This is a genomic window from Mycolicibacterium peregrinum (genome assembly GCF_001665625.1).
Taxonomy (GTDB): domain Bacteria; phylum Actinomycetota; class Actinomycetes; order Mycobacteriales; family Mycobacteriaceae; genus Mycobacterium; species Mycobacterium peregrinum_B.
Genome location: NZ_LZSY01000110.1, coordinates 14,045 through 30,197, shown reverse-complemented (window position 1 = coordinate 30,197; position 16,153 = coordinate 14,045). Strand labels below are relative to the sequence as shown.

General features: G+C 65.0%; 15 protein-coding genes. 9 read left to right on the top strand and 6 right to left on the bottom strand.

The window, feature by feature from the left end; all coding sequences use genetic code 11:
- The first annotated feature begins 15 nt into the window (after positions 1-15).
- Positions 16-921, top strand: coding sequence for an SDR family oxidoreductase (locus A5779_RS16630; protein WP_064883713.1), 906 nt, complete (start codon positions 16-18; stop codon positions 919-921).
- 69 nt (positions 922-990) lie between these two features.
- On the opposite strand, the gene A5779_RS16625 is transcribed toward A5779_RS16630, so the two are convergent.
- The 6 genes from A5779_RS16625 to A5779_RS16600 all read right to left on the bottom strand — a co-directional run bounded on the left by A5779_RS16625 (position 991) and on the right by A5779_RS16600 (position 7,821).
- Positions 991-2,286: a histidine phosphatase family protein gene (locus tag A5779_RS16625; RefSeq protein WP_064884025.1), complete on the bottom strand. Its 1,296-nt coding sequence runs from the start codon at positions 2,284-2,286 to the stop codon at positions 991-993.
- A 175-nt stretch (positions 2,287-2,461) separates the two neighbouring features.
- Positions 2,462-3,904, bottom strand: coding sequence for a histidine phosphatase family protein (locus A5779_RS16620; RefSeq protein WP_064883711.1), 1,443 nt, complete (start codon positions 3,902-3,904; stop codon positions 2,462-2,464).
- Between the two features lie 236 nt (positions 3,905-4,140).
- On the bottom strand, positions 4,141-5,607 hold the full coding sequence (locus tag A5779_RS16615; RefSeq protein ID WP_064883709.1) for a histidine phosphatase family protein: 1,467 nt from the start codon (positions 5,605-5,607) through the stop codon (positions 4,141-4,143).
- Positions 5,608-5,805: 198 nt separating this feature from the next.
- Positions 5,806-6,285 carry a nitroreductase family deazaflavin-dependent oxidoreductase gene (locus tag A5779_RS16610; protein WP_064883707.1) on the bottom strand — a complete coding sequence of 160 codons (480 nt, stop codon included), beginning with the start codon at positions 6,283-6,285 and terminating at the stop codon, positions 5,806-5,808.
- 10 nt (positions 6,286-6,295) lie between these two features.
- Positions 6,296-6,670: a DUF8021 domain-containing protein gene (locus tag A5779_RS16605; protein WP_064883706.1), complete on the bottom strand. Its 375-nt coding sequence runs from the start codon at positions 6,668-6,670 to the stop codon at positions 6,296-6,298.
- Positions 6,670-7,821, bottom strand: coding sequence for a steroid 3-ketoacyl-CoA thiolase (locus A5779_RS16600; protein WP_064883704.1), 1,152 nt, complete (start codon positions 7,819-7,821; stop codon positions 6,670-6,672). The genes A5779_RS16605 and A5779_RS16600 overlap by 1 nt, the downstream gene beginning before the upstream one ends.
- 167 nt (positions 7,822-7,988) lie before the next feature.
- Here A5779_RS16600 and A5779_RS16595 point away from each other — a divergent pair, with 167 nt between their 5' ends.
- From A5779_RS16595 to A5779_RS34045, 8 genes are all read left to right on the top strand, one after another.
- Positions 7,989-9,239 (top strand): cytochrome P450, encoded by a 1,251-nt coding sequence (locus A5779_RS16595; RefSeq protein WP_064883702.1) that lies wholly within the window; start codon positions 7,989-7,991, stop codon positions 9,237-9,239.
- Positions 9,240-9,275: 36 nt separating this feature from the next.
- Positions 9,276-10,280, top strand: coding sequence for an acyl-CoA dehydrogenase family protein (locus A5779_RS16590; protein WP_064883700.1), 1,005 nt, complete (start codon positions 9,276-9,278; stop codon positions 10,278-10,280).
- A complete protein-coding gene (fadE29, locus tag A5779_RS16585; protein WP_064883698.1) occupies positions 10,280-11,443 on the top strand; it encodes an acyl-CoA dehydrogenase FadE29 in 1,164 nt (387 codons plus the stop codon). The genes A5779_RS16590 and fadE29 overlap by 1 nt, the downstream gene beginning before the upstream one ends.
- 14 nt (positions 11,444-11,457) lie before the next feature.
- Positions 11,458-12,429 carry a bifunctional MaoC family dehydratase N-terminal/OB-fold nucleic acid binding domain-containing protein gene (locus A5779_RS16580; RefSeq protein WP_064883696.1) on the top strand — a complete coding sequence of 324 codons (972 nt, stop codon included), beginning with the start codon at positions 11,458-11,460 and terminating at the stop codon, positions 12,427-12,429.
- Positions 12,426-12,836, top strand: a complete 411-nt coding sequence (locus A5779_RS16575; protein WP_236734794.1) for a MaoC family dehydratase — start codon at positions 12,426-12,428, stop codon at positions 12,834-12,836. The genes A5779_RS16580 and A5779_RS16575 overlap by 4 nt, the downstream gene beginning before the upstream one ends.
- A 2-nt stretch (positions 12,837-12,838) precedes the next feature.
- Positions 12,839-13,993 (top strand): 17-hydroxy-3-oxo-4-pregnene-20-carboxyl-CoA lyase, encoded by a 1,155-nt coding sequence (locus A5779_RS16570; protein WP_174554232.1) that lies wholly within the window; start codon positions 12,839-12,841, stop codon positions 13,991-13,993.
- A 75-nt stretch (positions 13,994-14,068) separates the two neighbouring features.
- Positions 14,069-15,175, top strand: a complete 1,107-nt coding sequence (locus A5779_RS16565; RefSeq protein ID WP_064883690.1) for a hypothetical protein — start codon at positions 14,069-14,071, stop codon at positions 15,173-15,175.
- A 26-nt stretch (positions 15,176-15,201) separates the two neighbouring features.
- Entirely contained in the window at positions 15,202-15,999 is a 798-nt protein-coding gene (locus tag A5779_RS34045) for a hypothetical protein (protein WP_236734793.1), read from the top strand.
- Positions 16,000-16,153: the final 154 nt, after the last annotated feature.

Below are 16,153 nucleotides of genomic sequence, written 5' to 3'. Positions count from 1 at the left end.
AAAGGAGACATGACAATGGGATTGCTCGACGGCCGCGTGGTCATCGTTACGGGCGCCGGTGGCGGTATCGGGCGTGAGCACGCGCTCGCGTTCGCCGCAGAAGGTGCCCGTGTCGTGGTCAACGACATCGGGGTCGGCCTGGATGGTTCGCCGGCAGGTGGTGGCAGCGCCGCGCAGAAAGTGGTCGACGAGATCGTCGCCGCCGGAGGCGAAGCCGTTGCCAACGGTTCCAACGTCGCCGACTGGGGCCAGGCCGAGGCCTTGATCCAGCAGGCTGTCGACACCTACGGCACGCTCGACGTCCTGGTGAACAACGCCGGCATCGTGCGCGACCGGATGTTCGCCAACGCCACCGAGGAAGAGTTCGACGCCGTCACCGCCGTGCACCTCAAGGGGCACTTCGCCACCATGAAGCACGCCGCCGCGTACTGGCGGGCCAAATCCAAGGCGGGCGAGACCGTTGACGCGCGCATCATCAACACCAGTTCCGGTGCCGGTCTGCAGGGCAGCGTCGGGCAGGCCACCTACAGCGCGTCCAAGGCCGGCATCGCCGCACTGACGTTGGTTGCCGCAGCCGAGATGGGCCGCTATGGCGTCACCGCGAACGCCATTGCGCCTTCGGCCCGGACCCGGATGACCGAGACCGTGTTCGCCGACATGATGGCCACCCAGGACGACGCGTTCGATGCCATGGCTGCGGAGAACATCTCGCCGCTGGTGGTGTGGCTGGGCAGCGTCGAGTCCAAGGACGTCACCGGCAAGGTGTTCGAGATCGAGGGCGGCAAGGTCCGCGTCGCCGAGGGCTGGGCTCACGGACCGCAGATCGACAAGGGCGCGAAGTGGGATCCGGCCGAGCTGGGGCCGGTCGTCAATGACCTGCTGGCCAAGGCCCGCCCCGCGGTTCCCGTCTACGGCGCCTGAGTTCTCTCGCCGAGCAGACACAAAGCTGCCCCAAATCGCTTGATTTGGGGCAGTTTTGCGTCTGCTCGCTTAGGCGGCGTCCTTCTCGCCGGCTTTGGCTGCGGTCGTGGCCTTCTTGACGGCCTCACCGATCTTGCGGGCCGACGACGAGACCTGCTCGCGAGTGTCCTCGGCGACAGCCTTCAACTTGTCGTGGGAGCGCTTGAGTGCCTTCGCGACACCGGGCCCAGCCTTGTTGCCGTCGCTGAGATCCGTTGCACCAGAACGTGCCTTGAGCCTGGACTTCATCTCGGTCACGACAGGTTTCGCGGGCGAGGCGACCTGTTGGGTTGTGGTGCTCGATGCGGCCTCGGCGCTGTCCACGGTGTCCTCCGTGGCCGCCTTGACGCTCTCGATTCCCGACGACACCTTCTCGGGTAATTCGTTCTCGTTCTTAGGGATTGCCTTGTCGATGCGTTTGACGATGTCCGCGGTGATCGCGCGATTGAACTTGGTCACGGAGAAGCTGGCATCGGCCAGTCCACGGTTGATCGCGGTGGCGATAGCGGCCGGATCACGGGTTTCGAAAGACTGCACGACACCGTCTGCGGCCTGCTGCAGTTGCCTCGACAGCGTGCGCAGCTGTCGGAAGGCCTCGACCCGGAACGGGGTTTCCGGGCCGATTTCGGTGCCGTTCCAGTTGACGACGCGCCAGCCGTCCTCGGGATTGCCCTCGACCACCACGTAACCGGTATTTCGCAGCGGATTGGTCATCAGCCACATCGGGTCCGCATTTTCTGCATTCAGGAAAACCCAGAACATGATCGCTCCGCCGTGCGAGAACGCGGCGACATTTCGATCCCCGTTGTCGTACATCGTCTGAATTGCGCCATCCATGCGGGCATCGAATTCCCGGCCATTGATCGAGCCCGGGATCCGGGCATCCAGGTCGCCCTGCAACCATTTCAACGGTGCTTGAAGATAGCCCTTGACGGCATCGGATTCGGGGGTGCCCTCGTAAATCCCCGCCTCGATCTCCTGTAGGCCGGGGAGGACCTGGATCGGAAGGCCCAGATACTCCGCCATCGGTGCGGCGGTCAGTTGGGTCCGGACCATCGTCGAGGCGTAGATTGCATCGTAGTTGTTGTCGCCCAGTACTTTGACGATGTCACGGGCTTGTTGCTGACCCTTCTCGGTGAGAACGGGGCCGGGTACCGACGAGTCGGCAACGTTCGCGGCATTCGCTGTCGACTCTCCGTGGCGGATGAACGTGATTCGCATGACCTCCGCCGCGTGGGCGGCGGGAATGGCCAGGAGAAATGCCAGGAACATCATTCCTATGCAGGCAATTGTCGCTCGTATACTCGATCTCGGAAAATGATTCATCTTGCTGTGTTCCTCCAATCGTTGTGTACAGGTGGAGCGAGATGAACGTATGACCGAATTGTTTGGAATTGTGCAGATGTCCCGGTGTTCGAGACCGGCTGTTGCGGTTGTTGATGCGAATAAAGAGGCGCCCCAGATCAATTGATCTGGGGCGCCTATTGAAAATGCCGGCCGGTTAGGCGGCGTCCTTCTTGCCGGAGGTGTCGTTGTCGGCACCGGCACCGGCACCGGCACCGGCGTCGGCACCGGCGGTCTTGCCGGGCTGGCCGGTGGCCTTCTTGACGGCGTCGCCGAACTTCTTGATCGACGACGACACCCGGTCCTGTGCGTCCTTGACGGCGGTCTGAACCTGCTCGCCGGTACGGTTGACCGACTTCGTGACGCCGGGCAGCGCCTTGTTGCCGTCGGACAGGTCCGTTGCCCGCGGCTTGACGATGCCGTCGACAGCAGTCTTCAGCTTCGACTTCGCCCGCGAGACGGGTGCAGAATCAGCGGGTTTCGTGGTGTCCGAGATGCTCTCCGGAGCCGGCTGAACCTTCTGCTCGATGCTGTCGGTGGTGGCGTTCAGTGAGGTCTTGATGTTCTCGACCCCGGTGGACACCTTGTCCTGCAGATCCTCGGTGCTCGTCGGGATCGCCTTGGTGGTCCGCTTGATGATCTCCGCGTTGATCGCCCGGCTGAACTTGGTGACCGAGAAGGACGCGTCGGCGACGCCGCGGTTGATCGCAGTCGCGATGGTCACGAAGTCGCCGGTCTTGAAGGCCTCCTTGACCTGGTCGGCGGCGGCGGTGAGCTGACGGGACAAGGTCCGAAGCTGAAGACCCACCTCGTGGTCGAAGGTCGGTTCCGGGCTGAACTGCTTGCCGTTCCAGTTCACCAGGGTCCAGCCGTCCTCGTTGTTGCCCTCGATGACCACATAGTCGGTGTTGTCCAACTGAGCTGTCTGCAGCAGCTGGAGCTTCTCCATCACGGTGAGGTTCTTGACGTTCATCATCGTCCAGAACATGATGGTCCCGCCGTGCGAGAAGACGACGGCGTTGCGATCACCGTTGTCATACATGGTCTGAAGCGCACCCTTGACCCTGGCGTCGAACGTGTACCCGTTTTCGTCGGTGCCGGGCATGAACGTGCCCTTGTTGAATATCGACTCCGGGATCTGGGGAATGACTCCGGGGAACGTCCATCCGATCGGATACAGGCCGTACCCGCCCTGGGCGTCGGCCTCCGGTGTGCCTTCAAAGACACCGGCCTCGATCTCCTGCAGACCGGGCAGCACCTGAATCGGCAGCCCCAGATACTGCGACATCGGTGCCGCGGTCAGCTGGGTCCGCACCATGGTCGATGCGTAGATGGCGTCGTAGTTGTTGTCCCCCAGCAGTTTGGCGACGTCCTGTGCCTGCTGCTGTCCCTTCGGGGTGAGCACGGGACCGGGCGTCGACGTGTCGATCAACCCCGACGCGTTGCCCGCCGATTCGCCGTGGCGCACGAACGTCACGCGCATGACCTCGGCGGCGTTGGCGACGGGCATCGCCAGGAAGAACGCGAGGAATGCCAGGCCGACACCCCCAAGTAGACTTCGATACCGTGACGCCGGCGCGTCACCTCTGCGGCGGTTCATGTGGTTCCTCCGTTGCGGCTGTGTGGATTTCACGTGACCTGCCGGTGACGGTTCGCTGGCCGGCCAGATAGATTGTCTGACCGTCTGCTGTGAAGACGAGCTGTTATCCCATTGCGTGGGAAGATATTTGACAAATTTCGTGCGTTCGGTGCAGCCCTGCCGAGGAAACGACTCAGCCCCCTCCTCAGGTGAGGAGGGGGACCGGTCGCCTGTATTACGTTGAGCTACCGCTTAATTCACGCGGCATCCTTAGTTTTCGGCTTGGCTGTGCTGTTGTCGGACTTGTCTGCCTTGGTGGTCTTGTCGGCCCCGGTGAGCTTCTTGACCGTCTCACGAGCCTGCTGGGCCGAGGATTCGATGCCGCTGCGCACGTCGTCGGCGGCCCGGTTGATCCGCTCCCGAACCGCGGCGGCGGGCTTGCCCGGCTCCGCCTTGTTGCCATCGGTCAGCTTGGTGGCGCCGTTGGCCGTACGAGCCGTGGTGATCTTGGCCTTGACCGAATCAGCGGTCTTGTCGGTATCGATGACCTTGTCGACCGTCGATGTGGTGCTCTCGCTGACATTCTCGACGGGGGTCGTCGTGTTCTCGGCGAGTTCGCTCACGGCCGGAGTGCTGCTCTCGGTGACAGCCTTGACAGCCTTCGGGGTGCTGAGCTTCGACACCTGCGTCGTCGACTGGCCCAGCGAGCCCGGGATGCCGGTGATCGCGTTGACGGTGTCGGTCACCGAGTCCTTGACGAACTTGACCCCGGCCTCTGCGACGTCCTGGAGGCCCTGCGCGCCGGTGGTCACGATGCCCTGCGCATCCAGCGAGAGGACCGGGATGCGCATGTTGTAGACCGCCTTCTGCGGTGCCACGATCAGGTCGCGCACATTGACGAACATCTGCGTCGGGTAATCCGCGGGTCCGACTTGCTGGCCGGCCCATTCCTTCAGCGTCCAGCTGCCGTCGTCGTTCTTCTCCACCACCACCGTGTCGGTGTTGTTCAGCGGATGCTGCACGATCAGAAGAAGATTCGGGTTGTCGACGTTCATCATCGTCCACATCATGATGGTGGCGCCGTGTGAGAACACCGCGGCGTCGATCTCGCCGTCACCATTGGTGTCGTCGGTGTCCTCCTCGACCTGGGTGAGTGCATTCGTCACCCGCTCGTTGAACTCAAGGCCGTTCTCGCCGCCGGGGATCGGGATGAACTGCAGGCCCATGGTCCAGGCCAGCGGCGCGAGGATGTAGCCGATACGGCCGATGCCTTCACTTTCGGGCAGGCCCTCGAAGATGCCGGCGCTGATTTCCTGCACGCCGGAGTTCTGCTGCGGGTGGTCCGGGTCGTAGGCACCCAGAACCGTGACCGGCAACCCGCGCTTGGCGGCGAACGGTGCTGCCGTCTCCTGGGTACGGATCATGGTCGAGGCGTAGAGCCCGTCGTACTTGGTGCACTCGGCGGTGGGGCACTGGGCGTTGGCCCAGTCGATGGCCTGCTGCTCACCGTTCGGGCCGCCGTTCTGGTTCACCTGACCGTTGGTCAGGTGCGGGCCCGGCGTGCTGGTGTCGATGTACCCGGAGGCGTTGCCCTGGGACTCGGCGTGCCGGATGAAGGTCACGGTCATCGCTGCGGCGGGCAGGGTTGCCGCCGCGAACAGAGCACATGCGGTCAGGGTGGTTGCGGCGGCACCGGCAGCCCGGCGTCGAGTGGGTCGTTGCATAGGGTCTCCATCGGTTCACGAAAATGTGGCCTGCCGCTCACTTGACGTTCACTGTGTGCGCGCTCACAGAACATAATCAAAGAACTGTTTACCCGTCAATTCAGCTACGCAGAGTTGCGTAATTGTCCAGCTCCCGGACACCTGGTGAACAAAAAACGCCCCCGGACAAAGTCCGGGGGCGCTGCACGTTGTCGGTGTTCAGGCCGGGTCGCAGATCACGATCGGGATCTTGCGGTCCGTGTAGGAGCGGTAGTTCACGAAGTCGGCGTACATGGCGTCGAGCTTGGGCCAGTACGCGTCGCGCTCGGCATCCGTGGCGTCGCGCGCGGTGAGTTCCAGGGTCTCGTGCTTGGTCTGGAACTTCACCTTCGGGTTGGCCACCAGGTTCAGGTACCACATCGGGTTGGTGGCCCGGCCGCCCTGCGAGGCGACCAGCACGATGCGCTTGCCCTCCTGCAGGAACAGCAGCGGGCTGTCACGTTCCTCGCCCGACTTGCGCCCGATCGTGGTCAGGATGCCGACTTCGGCGCCACGCAGGAACTTGTCTCCGAACCGCCCGCCCGTCTTCTTGAAGATCCAGGTCTGGGCGCGCGACATCCACTTGATGGCGGTGCCGGTCGATTTCGCGTTGAGACGTTCGACCTGTTTGGGGCTCAGCGGGCGAGGGGTGTTGGCCATGCGGTGGACCTTAGCGGCTGAGGAACGGGGTCAGGGACGCGCGGATGTGATGGATCTGCCCGTCGGACGCCGGGATCAGGAACGTCTCGTCGACGTGTGAGCAGACCCGCCATCCGAACAGTCGCGGCTTGGTCAGCACGTCGAACTTGGCGCGGATGTTGTCGCCGTCGACGCTGTATTCGGGCACCGTGGTCTTCTCGATCAACTTGAACTGCGGACCGTTGTTCAGGCTGCGGCGCAAGTGATCTCCGGAACGGCCTGTCTTAAGACCCATCTCGATGCGGATGCAGTCCGGTGTGAACGGGACCGCATCCGCCCGGTGGCTCACCAGCGCATCGATGTAGGCCTGTGCGGCCGCGATGCGCTCGGCTTCACTGAACGCCACTAGATGCGCTCGATGATCGTGCCCGTGGACAGCGCACCGCCGGCACACATGGTGATCAGCGCGGTGCTCTTGTCGGAGCGCTCCAATTCGTGCAGCGCCGTCGTGATCAGGCGGGCACCGGTCGACCCCACGGGATGGCCCAGCGCGATGGCGCCGCCGTTGACGTTGACCCTGTCCATGTCGGCGCCATGCACCTGCGCCCAGGACAGGACCACGGACGCAAACGCCTCGTTGATCTCGACCAGGTCGATGTCGCCGATCTTCATCCCGGCCTTCTCGAGCACCTTGGCGGTGGACTGCACCGGGCCGTCGAGGTGGTAGTAGGTCTCGGCGCCGACGTTGGCTTGGCTGATGATGCGGGCGCGCGGCTTCAGGCCCAGGGCCTTCGCCTTGTCCTCGTCCATCCACAGCACCGCGGCGGCACCGTCGGAGATCTGCGACGACGTACCCGCGGTGTGGATGCCGCCCTCCATCACGGGCTTCAGCCCGGCCAGGCCCTCGGCGGTGGTGTCGCGCAGGCCCTGGTCGCGGCTGACCGTGTTGAGTTCGGCCGTCGGCTGCTTGTTCTCGTCGATGACCGGTGCCTCGATCGGGGAGATCTCCCGGTCGAAACGCCCCTCGGCCCAGGCCTGCTTGGCCTTGAGCTGAGACGCCAGGCCGAGCGCATCCACATCGGCGCGGGTGATGCCGCGGCGCTTGGCGATCCGTTCGGCGGCCTCGAACTGGTTGGGCAGGTCGATGTCCCACGACGCGGCGCGGGCACCGCCGCCGTTGGCGCCGAGACCGACCCGGCTCATTGCCTCGATGCCGCAGGCGATACCGATGTCGATGGCGCCGGTGGCGATCAGGCCCGCGATCAGGTGATTGGCCTGCTGCGCGCTGCCACACTGGCAGTCGACGGTGGTGGCACCGACGTGCTCGGGAAGCCCGGCGACCAGCCAGGACTGTCGGGTGACGTTGTTGCCCTGCTCGCCGTACTGCGTGACGCAGCCGCCGATGAGCTGCTCGACACTGCCGGCGTCAATGCCGGCCTTCTCGATGAGGGCTTTCTGGACGGCTCCCAGAAGCTCGGTGGCGTGCAGGCCGGACAACCAGCCGTTGCGCTTGCCGATGGGGCTGCGGGTGGCTTCGACGATGACAGGGTTACCCATGGAGCCAGGCTAGAACACGTTTCATTACTCTGACAAGCGCGGATGCATCACTACCTTTGATCTGCGGTCAAGGCATGTTTCAATGGTCTCAATTGGTACTAGACCACGTTGTTTCAAGCATTGCTGGCTACGCGCACGGCTTGCTACAGACACTAGGAGTAAGACACATGGGCTGCCCCAACATCCCCAAGGATTTCGACTTCCTCGATTCCGAGCTCAACCTCAAGGGCCTGCCGGTCGCCGAACTCGCCGAGCTTCGTAAGGCCGAGCCGGTTCGCTGGGTCGATGTGCCCGGCGGCACCGGAGGCTTCGGCGACAAGGGCTACTGGTTGGTGACCCGGCACGAAGACGTCAAGGACGTCTCGCTGCGCAGTGACGTGTTCTCCAGCGCGATGAACGGCGCGATCCCGGTCTGGCCCCAGGAGATGACCCGCGAAGCGGTCGACCTGCAGCGCGCCGTCCTGTTGAACATGGACGCCCCGCACCACACGCGCCTGCGCAAGATCATCTCCCGTGGCTTCACCCCTCGCGCGCTCTCGCGGCTCGAGGACGAGCTGAACAACCGCGCGCAGCAGATCGCCAAGAACGCGGCGGCCTCCAACTCCGGCGACTTCGTCGAGCAGGTGTCCTGCGAGCTGCCGCTGCAGGCCATCGCCGAACTGCTCGGTGTGCCCCAGGACGATCGCGACAAGCTGTTCCGCTGGTCCAACGAGATGACCGCCGGCGACGACCCCGAGTACGCCGACGTCGACCCGGCCATGTCCTCGTTCGAGGTCATCACCTACGCCATGAAGATGGCCGAGGAGCGGGGCAAGAACCCCACCGATGACATCGTCACCAAGCTGATCCAGGCCGACATCGACGGTGAGAAGCTCAGCGACGACGAGTTCGGCTTCTTCGTCATCATGCTGGCCGTCGCAGGCAACGAGACCAGCCGTAACTCGATCACCCACGGCATGATCGCGTTCTCGCAGAACCCCGATCAGTGGGAGCTGTTCAAGAAGGAACGTCCCAAGACCGCCGTCGACGAGATCATCCGGTGGGCGACCCCGGTGTCGGCCTTCCAGCGCACCGCCAGCGAGGACACCGAGATTTCCGGCATCAAGATCAAGGCCGGCGAGCGCGTGGTCATGTCGTACCGCTCGGCCAACTTCGACGAGACGGTTTTTGATCACCCCTTCGATTTCAATATCCTTCGCGATCCGAACCCGCACGTTGGCTTCGGTGGCACCGGGGCGCACTATTGCATCGGCGCCAACCTGGCCCGCCTGACGATCAACCTGATCTTCAACGCGGTGGCCGACCACATGCCCGACCTCAAGCCGGTCGGGGATCCTGAGCGGCTGAAGTCGGGTTGGCTCAACGGCATCAAGCACTGGCCGGTGGACTTCACGGGCGCGTGCCCGGTCGCGCATTGAGCACACTGACCGCCTAACGGATCAAGGAGGATTCGGGTGGATTTCACACCGAACCCGGAACAGCAGGCCGTCGCCGACGTGGTGACGTCCGTTCTGGAACGCGACAACTCTTGGGATGCACTGGCTTCCGGTGGAGTCGCGGCGCTGGGAGTGCCGGAACGACTCGGCGGTGACGGTCTGGGTCTGCCCGAGCTGTCCACCGCCCTGACCGAGATCGGTCGCCACGGCACCACCGGCCCGGCGCTGGCCACCATCGGCCTGGGGCTGGTGCCGCTGCTCGACCTGGCCTCGGACGCCCAGCAGGATCGGTATCTGGCCGAGGTTGCCGCGGGTGCTGTGCTTTCTGCGGCGCTGAACGAGCCGGGGCAGTCGCTGCCGGAGCGGCCCGCGGTGAACTTCGCGGACGGCAAGCTCAACGGCACCAAAGTCGGTGTGCCCTATGCCGAGACGGCGAAGTGGCTGCTGGTCACCGCTGACAACGCGGTGGTGGTGGTCTCGCCCACGGCTGACGGTGTGACGGTCACCAAGACGCCGACCGCCAACGCTTCCGACGAATACGTGGTCACCTTCGCTGACGTCGCGATCGACGCCGACGACGTGCTCGACGGCGCGAGTGCTCACCGGGTCAACCAGCTGGCGCTCGCCGCCACCGGGGCGTTCGCTGCCGGGCTGGTGGCCGGCGCGTTGCGCCTGACCGCCGACTACGTGGCAACGCGTGAGCAGTTCGGTCGTCCGCTGTCGACGTTCCAGACCGTGGCCGCACAGCTGTCCGAGGTCTACATCGCCTCGCGGACGATCTCGCTGTTGTCCACCTCGGTCCTGTGGCGGTTGTCCGAAGGCCTTGACGCTGACGAGGACCTGGCCATCCTGGGCTACTGGTTCACCTCTCAGGCCGCGCCGGCCATGCGGCTGTGCCATCACCTGCACGGCGGTATGGGTATGGACATCACCTACCCGATGGACCGCTACTACTCCTCGATCAAGGATCTGACCCGACTGTTGGGCGGGCAAGCGCATCGCCTCGATTTGGTGGGAGCGTAATGTTCATCGATCTGACCCCGGAGCAGCGTGCGCTGCAAGCCGAACTGCGGGAATACTTCTCGACTCTCATCACGCCCGAAGAGGCCGAGGCGATGGAGTCCGACCGGCACAACGAGGCCTACCGTGCGGTGATCAAGCGCATGGGCAGCGACGGCAAGCTCGGTGTCGGTTGGCCCAAGGAGTACGGCGGCCTGGGCTTCGGCCCGGTGGAGCAGCAGATCTTCATCAACGAGGCGAACCGGGCCGACATCCCGCTGCCGATGGTCACGCTGCAGACGGTGGGCCCCACCCTGCAGGCCCTCGGCACCGAGGAACAGAAGAAGAAGTTCCTGCCCGGAATTCTTGCCGGTGAAGTGCATTTCGCCATCGGTTACTCCGAGCCCGATGCCGGGACCGACCTGGCGTCGCTGCGCACCACCGCGGTGCGCCATGGTGACGAGTACATCGTCAACGGCCAGAAGATGTGGACCACCGGCGCGCATGACGCCGACTACATCTGGCTGGCCTGCCGCACCGATCCGACTGCGGCCAAGCACAAGGGCATCTCGATCCTGATCGTCGACACCAAGGATCCCGGTTACTCCTGGACCCCGATCATCCTGTCTGACGGGGCGCACCACACCAACGCCACGTACTACAACGATGTGCGGGTGCCCGCCGACATGCTCGTCGGCGAGGAGAACGGCGGCTGGAAGCTCATCACCACCCAGCTCAACCACGAGCGGGTCGGCCTCGGACCGGCCGGCCGGATCGCCGGCATCTACGACCAGGTGCACACCTGGGCGTCGAAGCCGGGTTCGGACGGCGTCACGCCGATCGAGCTGGACGCCGTGAAACGGCTTCTGGGACAGATCAAGTCGATCTGGCGGATCAATGAGCTGCTCAACTGGCAGGTGGCGGCCTCGGGCGAGACCATCGCCGTGGCCGATGCTGCCGCCACCAAGGTGTTCTCCACCGAGCGGCTGCAGGAAGTCGGCCGGCTGGCGGAAGAGATCGTCGGTGGTTACGGCAATCCCGCTGATCCGGAAACGGCTGAGCTGCTGGTCTGGCTGGACAAGATGACCAAGCGCAACCTGGTGATCACCTTCGGCGGTGGCGTCAACGAGGTCATGCGCGAGATGATCGCGGCGTCGGGCCTGCGGGTGCCGCGGGTGACCCGGTAGAGCGAAGGGTTGAGATGAGCGCGAATCTGCAGGCCGGCATCAACGAGATCATCGCGGCCGGGCAAAGCAAACCGACGGTGGCCCGGGATCTGGTGAATCAGCCGATGATTCACCACTGGACTGACGCGATCGGCGACAAGAACCCGATCTACGTCGACGCAGAGGCAGCACGAGCTGCCGGGCATCCCGGCATCGTCGCACCGCCGGCGATGATCCAGGTCTGGACCATGATGGGCCTGGGGCGCACCCGCTCCGACGACGATCCGCTGGGCCGTGCGATGAAGCTGTTCGACGACGCCGGATATGTCGGTGTCGTCGCGACGAACTGCGACCAGACCTATCACCGGTACATCCAGCCCGGTGAACAGGTGGTGATGAGCGCTGAGATCGTCGGCATCGTCGGCCCGAAGCAGACCGCGCTGGGTGAGGGTTACTTCATCAACCAGAAGATCCGTTGGCACGTCGGGGACGAAGAAGTCGCCGACATGGACTGGCGCATCATGAAGTTCCTCCCCGCCGCCAAGCAGGCCGCCGATGAAGCCGCCGAAACCTACGAGATCCCAGAAGATCTCGACCCCGACAAATTGATGCGTCCGTCATCCTCACGGGACACCAAGTTCTTCTGGGACGGCATCAACGCGCATGAGCTGCGGATCCAGAAGCGTCCAGACGGCACATTGCAGCACCCGCCGGTGCCCGCCGTGTGGGCCGACAAAGATGCTCCGGCGGACTACGTCGTGGCGTCCGGCAAGGGAACGGTGTTCAGCTACGTCGTGCACCATGCCCCGAAGGTGCCCGGACGCAGCCTGCCGTTCGTGATCGCGCTCGTGGAACTCGAAGAGGGCGTCCGGATGCTGGGCGAGCTGCGCGGCATTGCCGCCGACCAGGTGAAGATCGGAATGCCGGTCACCGCAACCTATATCGACTTCCCGGACAGTGAGATCAGTCCGGCGTGGACGTTGTACGCATGGGAGCCCCAAGCATGAGCCTGACTGTTTCCGACGTCCGAGTGGGCACAGCACTCCCCGAACTCAAGATCTACGGCGACCCGACGTTCATCGTCTCCGCCGCCATCGCGACACGCGACTACCAGGATGTGCACCACGACCGGGACAAGGCGCAAGCCAAGGGTTCCAAAGACATCTTCGTCAACATCCTGACCGACACCGGACTGGTCGGCCGGTACGTGACCGACTGGGCCGGGCCGAACGCCGTCATCAAATCGATCAAGCTCCGTCTCGGAGTGCCGTGGTACGCCTACGACACGATCACCTTCACCGGTGAGGTCACCGAGATCGAGGGCGACCTGGTGAGCCTGAAAGTGGTGGGCAGCAACAGCCTTGGCAACCATGTCATCGCCACGTCCACCCTCACGCTCGGAGGCGCCAAGTGACCCTGTCCGGTAAAGCCGCCATCGCCGGTATCGGTGCCACCGACTTCTCCAAGAACTCCGGTCGCAGTGAGTTGCGTCTGGCCGCCGAGGCCGTGCTCGACGCCCTCGATGACGCCGGTCTCAAGCCGTCCGACGTCGACGGTCTGGTGACGTTCACGATGGACTCCAACCTGGAGACCGCCGTGGCCCGCTCGACCGGGATCGGGGATCTGAAGTTCTTCAGCCAGATCGGCTACGGGGGCGGCGCCGCAGCGGCGACCGTCCAGCAGGCGGCTCTGGCCGTCGCGAGCGGTGTCGCGGAAGTCGTTGTGGCCTACCGGGCCTTCAACGAGCGCTCGGAGTTCCGGTTCGGCCAGGTGATGACCGGTCTGACCGTGAACGCCGACTCGCGTGGCGTGGAGTACAGCTGGTCCTACCCGCACGGCCTGAGCACCCCGGCCGCGTCAGTCGCGATGATCGCCCAGCGATACATGCATGAATACGGCGCCACGAGTGCGGATTTCGGCGCGGTGTCGGTGGCGGACCGCAAGCATGCCGCGACCAACCCGAAGGCGTTCTTCTACGGCAAGCCGATCACCATCGAGGATCATCAGAACTCGCGGTGGATCGCCGAACCGCTACGGCTGCTGGACTGCTGCCAGGAGAGCGACGGCGGGGTGGCCATCGTCGTCACCACGCCCGAGCGGGCCAAGGATCTCAAGCACCGGCCGGCGATCATCGAGGCCGCCGCTCAGGGCGCGGGCACCGACCAGTTCACCATGTACTCGTACTACCGTGACGAGCTCGGTCTGCCCGAGATGGGTCTGGTCGGCCGCCAGCTGTGGGAGCAGAGCGGCCTGTCGCCCGACGACATCCAGACTGCGATCCTCTACGACCACTTCACCCCGTACACCTTGATCCAGCTCGAGGAGCTCGGCTTCTGCGGTAAGGGCGAGGCCAAGGACTTCATTGCCGGCGGCGCCATCGAACTCGGCGGCCGGCTGCCGATCAACACCCACGGTGGTCAGCTCGGCGAGGCCTACATCCACGGCATGAACGGCATCGCCGAGGGCGTGCGGCAATTGCGCGGTACCTCGGTCAACCAGGTCGACGGCGTCGAGCATGTGCTGGTCACCGCGGGCACCGGCGTGCCGACCTCCGGGCTGATCCTCGGATAAAGGTGCATCGCCGCCCCCTTCGGGCACGGTAATGTTTGCTCCGGTTATGCATCACGCGTAGAAGGGGGCCGCGGTATGGCGGTGGAGCGCGACATGAGCCCGTTCGGGTCGCAGACGTTGCAGGGGCCTGGCTGGCCGAATGTCGACGAAGATCAGCTGACCGCGTCGGCGGCGTCGTATCAGAAGATCGCCGCCAACATCAGTGGCGACGTCGTCCCGCAACAGACGAACCAGCTGTCGAAGCTGCAGGGCACGTGGGAGGGCGGCGCGTCGCTGGCCGCCGCAGGTGAGGCCACCACGATGATCGGCGGACACGAGGCCAATGGGCTACAGGCGCAGGCCATCTCCACGGCGTTGATGAAAATGGCATCGACGGTGGCCGCGACCAAGGCCGCCGTCAACGCGGTCTCGCAGGAAGTGCAGCACGAGGTCGAGCTGATGCAGCAGGCCGCGCTGGTCGTTCCGAACACGCAGGAGCTGATCGAGAGCCGTATCAAGGCGGGCTTGGCGCAGAACACCGCGACGGTTTCGGCTGCCTCCACGGAAATGGCGGACAGTCTCAGCACGATTGCCAACCTTCCGCAGATCGGCACCCCGCCGACGGCCCAGGCGCAGCAGGCGGCCCAGAAGGGCGCCGAATCGATGATGCAGCTGATCAGCCAGCTGCCGCAGATGCTCGGCCAGATCCCGCAGATGGCCGGCCAGATTCCGCAGCAGCTCTCTCAACCGCTGCAGCAGATGGCACAGCCGCTGCAGCAGCTGGTCTCGCAGTTGGGTTCGGGCGGCAAGGGCACCGGTGGTGGGGTCAGCCCGTTCTCGGCGTTCTCGAACCATCCGGCGGCCGGCGGCTCCGGTCCAAGCAGCGGTGCGGGCATGGTCAAGGCAGCGGGTCTGCCCGGAGGCTCGGGTGGAGGCAGCCCGCAGACCCCCTTGCTGGCCAAGATGGTGGGCGGTGGCAGTACCTCACCGGTCTCGGTCGACCCCGGAGCCAGCGCCGCTGTGGTCGGCGGTGTCGCCCCGGTGGCGGCGGCCAACTCGGCCGGCGGCATGGGCGGTGGCATGGGCATGATGGGCGGCGGTCAGCGTGGCGGTGGCGGTGGGGGCACCGCGACCGGACTGGCCGTCCCGGCTCCTTTGGAACACGACACGGGGGACGGTGACGATGACTATGACGATTGGTGATCGGTCTCGACGAGTAGGGGGTAATTGTGGGTAGTCCGTTGGGCCCCATGTCCATGGGCGGGCCGCTCGGCTGGAACGCCGCGTCGTTGAACCTGCCCGAAATGCCGCCGATTCAACCCGGCGAAGACGCGATGAGCATGACCATCTCCGGCATCCTGCCGGCATTGGCGGCCTCGCTGGCCACCAACGTAACGGCATTGTCGGCCAAAGAGAACATGTTCAACGCCAAGCTGTCGGACGCGCAGGGCGCCTACGAGAAGGCCGACGAGTCCGGTGGTCAGGGCGTCGGCCAGCTCAGCCAGATGATGGGGCAGCTGGGCCAGATGGGCCAGATGGCCAGTGCACCTTCGCAGGCCATGGGTCAGATGGGCGGACAGTTCGGTCAGCTGATGGAGCCGATGATGAAGGCCATGGAGGGCGCCAAGGGCGGCGGGGAGAACGGCGGTGCACCAGGTGCCGGCCAGCCCGGCGGCCCGGGTGGTCCTGGTGGCCCGAATCCACAACAGCAGCAGGATGAACGCGAGGCCAAGCTCGACGAGCGGGACAAGCAGCAGGACGATCGCGAGACGGCGCAGAACGACCGCGATGTCGCGCAGGACCGACGCGAAGCCGGTCTGGATGCGCGGGAGACGCAGATGAGTGCCCCGTCAGGTGGGGCGGCGTCGGCGGCTCCGCACTCGGCGCCTCCGGTCACGCATTCCGCACCGCCTGCCGCGTCTGCTCCGCCTGCCGCCGCGCCGAGCCAGCCGGCTCCCGGCCCGGTTCCGGTGGCACCCGAGGCCCCGCGTCATTCCGGCGGGGACGATCTCTGGAAGCGGATGTAATTGTGTTGCGTGTGAACGACCGTCGGTGATCCCGGCGGGCGTTCTGCGTTTGAGCGTGCTCGTTTGTCCCGCTCTCTCGCGCGCCAATTGTCACGCTGGAGTGGCTCTCGACGTCGACAGTCGCTCCAGCGTGACAATGGACAGGATCGGTTCT

Coding starts and splice junctions, on each gene's coding strand:
- A5779_RS16630 (WP_064883713.1), top strand. CDS start 16: ATGGGATTGCTCGACGGCCGCGTGGTCATCGTTACGGGCGCCGGTGGC.
- A5779_RS16625 (WP_064884025.1), bottom strand. CDS start 2,286: ATGAATCATTTTCCGAGATCGAGTATACGAGCGACAATTGCCTGCATA.
- A5779_RS16620 (WP_064883711.1), bottom strand. CDS start 3,904: ATGAACCGCCGCAGAGGTGACGCGCCGGCGTCACGGTATCGAAGTCTA.
- A5779_RS16615 (WP_064883709.1), bottom strand. CDS start 5,607: ATGCAACGACCCACTCGACGCCGGGCTGCCGGTGCCGCCGCAACCACC.
- A5779_RS16610 (WP_064883707.1), bottom strand. CDS start 6,285: ATGGCCAACACCCCTCGCCCGCTGAGCCCCAAACAGGTCGAACGTCTC.
- A5779_RS16600 (WP_064883704.1), bottom strand. CDS start 7,821: ATGGGTAACCCTGTCATCGTCGAAGCCACCCGCAGCCCCATCGGCAAG.
- A5779_RS16595 (WP_064883702.1), top strand. CDS start 7,989: ATGGGCTGCCCCAACATCCCCAAGGATTTCGACTTCCTCGATTCCGAG.
- fadE29 (WP_064883698.1), top strand. CDS start 10,280: ATGTTCATCGATCTGACCCCGGAGCAGCGTGCGCTGCAAGCCGAACTG.
- A5779_RS16580 (WP_064883696.1), top strand. CDS start 11,458: ATGAGCGCGAATCTGCAGGCCGGCATCAACGAGATCATCGCGGCCGGG.
- A5779_RS16575 (WP_236734794.1), top strand. CDS start 12,426: ATGAGCCTGACTGTTTCCGACGTCCGAGTGGGCACAGCACTCCCCGAA.
- A5779_RS16565 (WP_064883690.1), top strand. CDS start 14,069: ATGGCGGTGGAGCGCGACATGAGCCCGTTCGGGTCGCAGACGTTGCAG.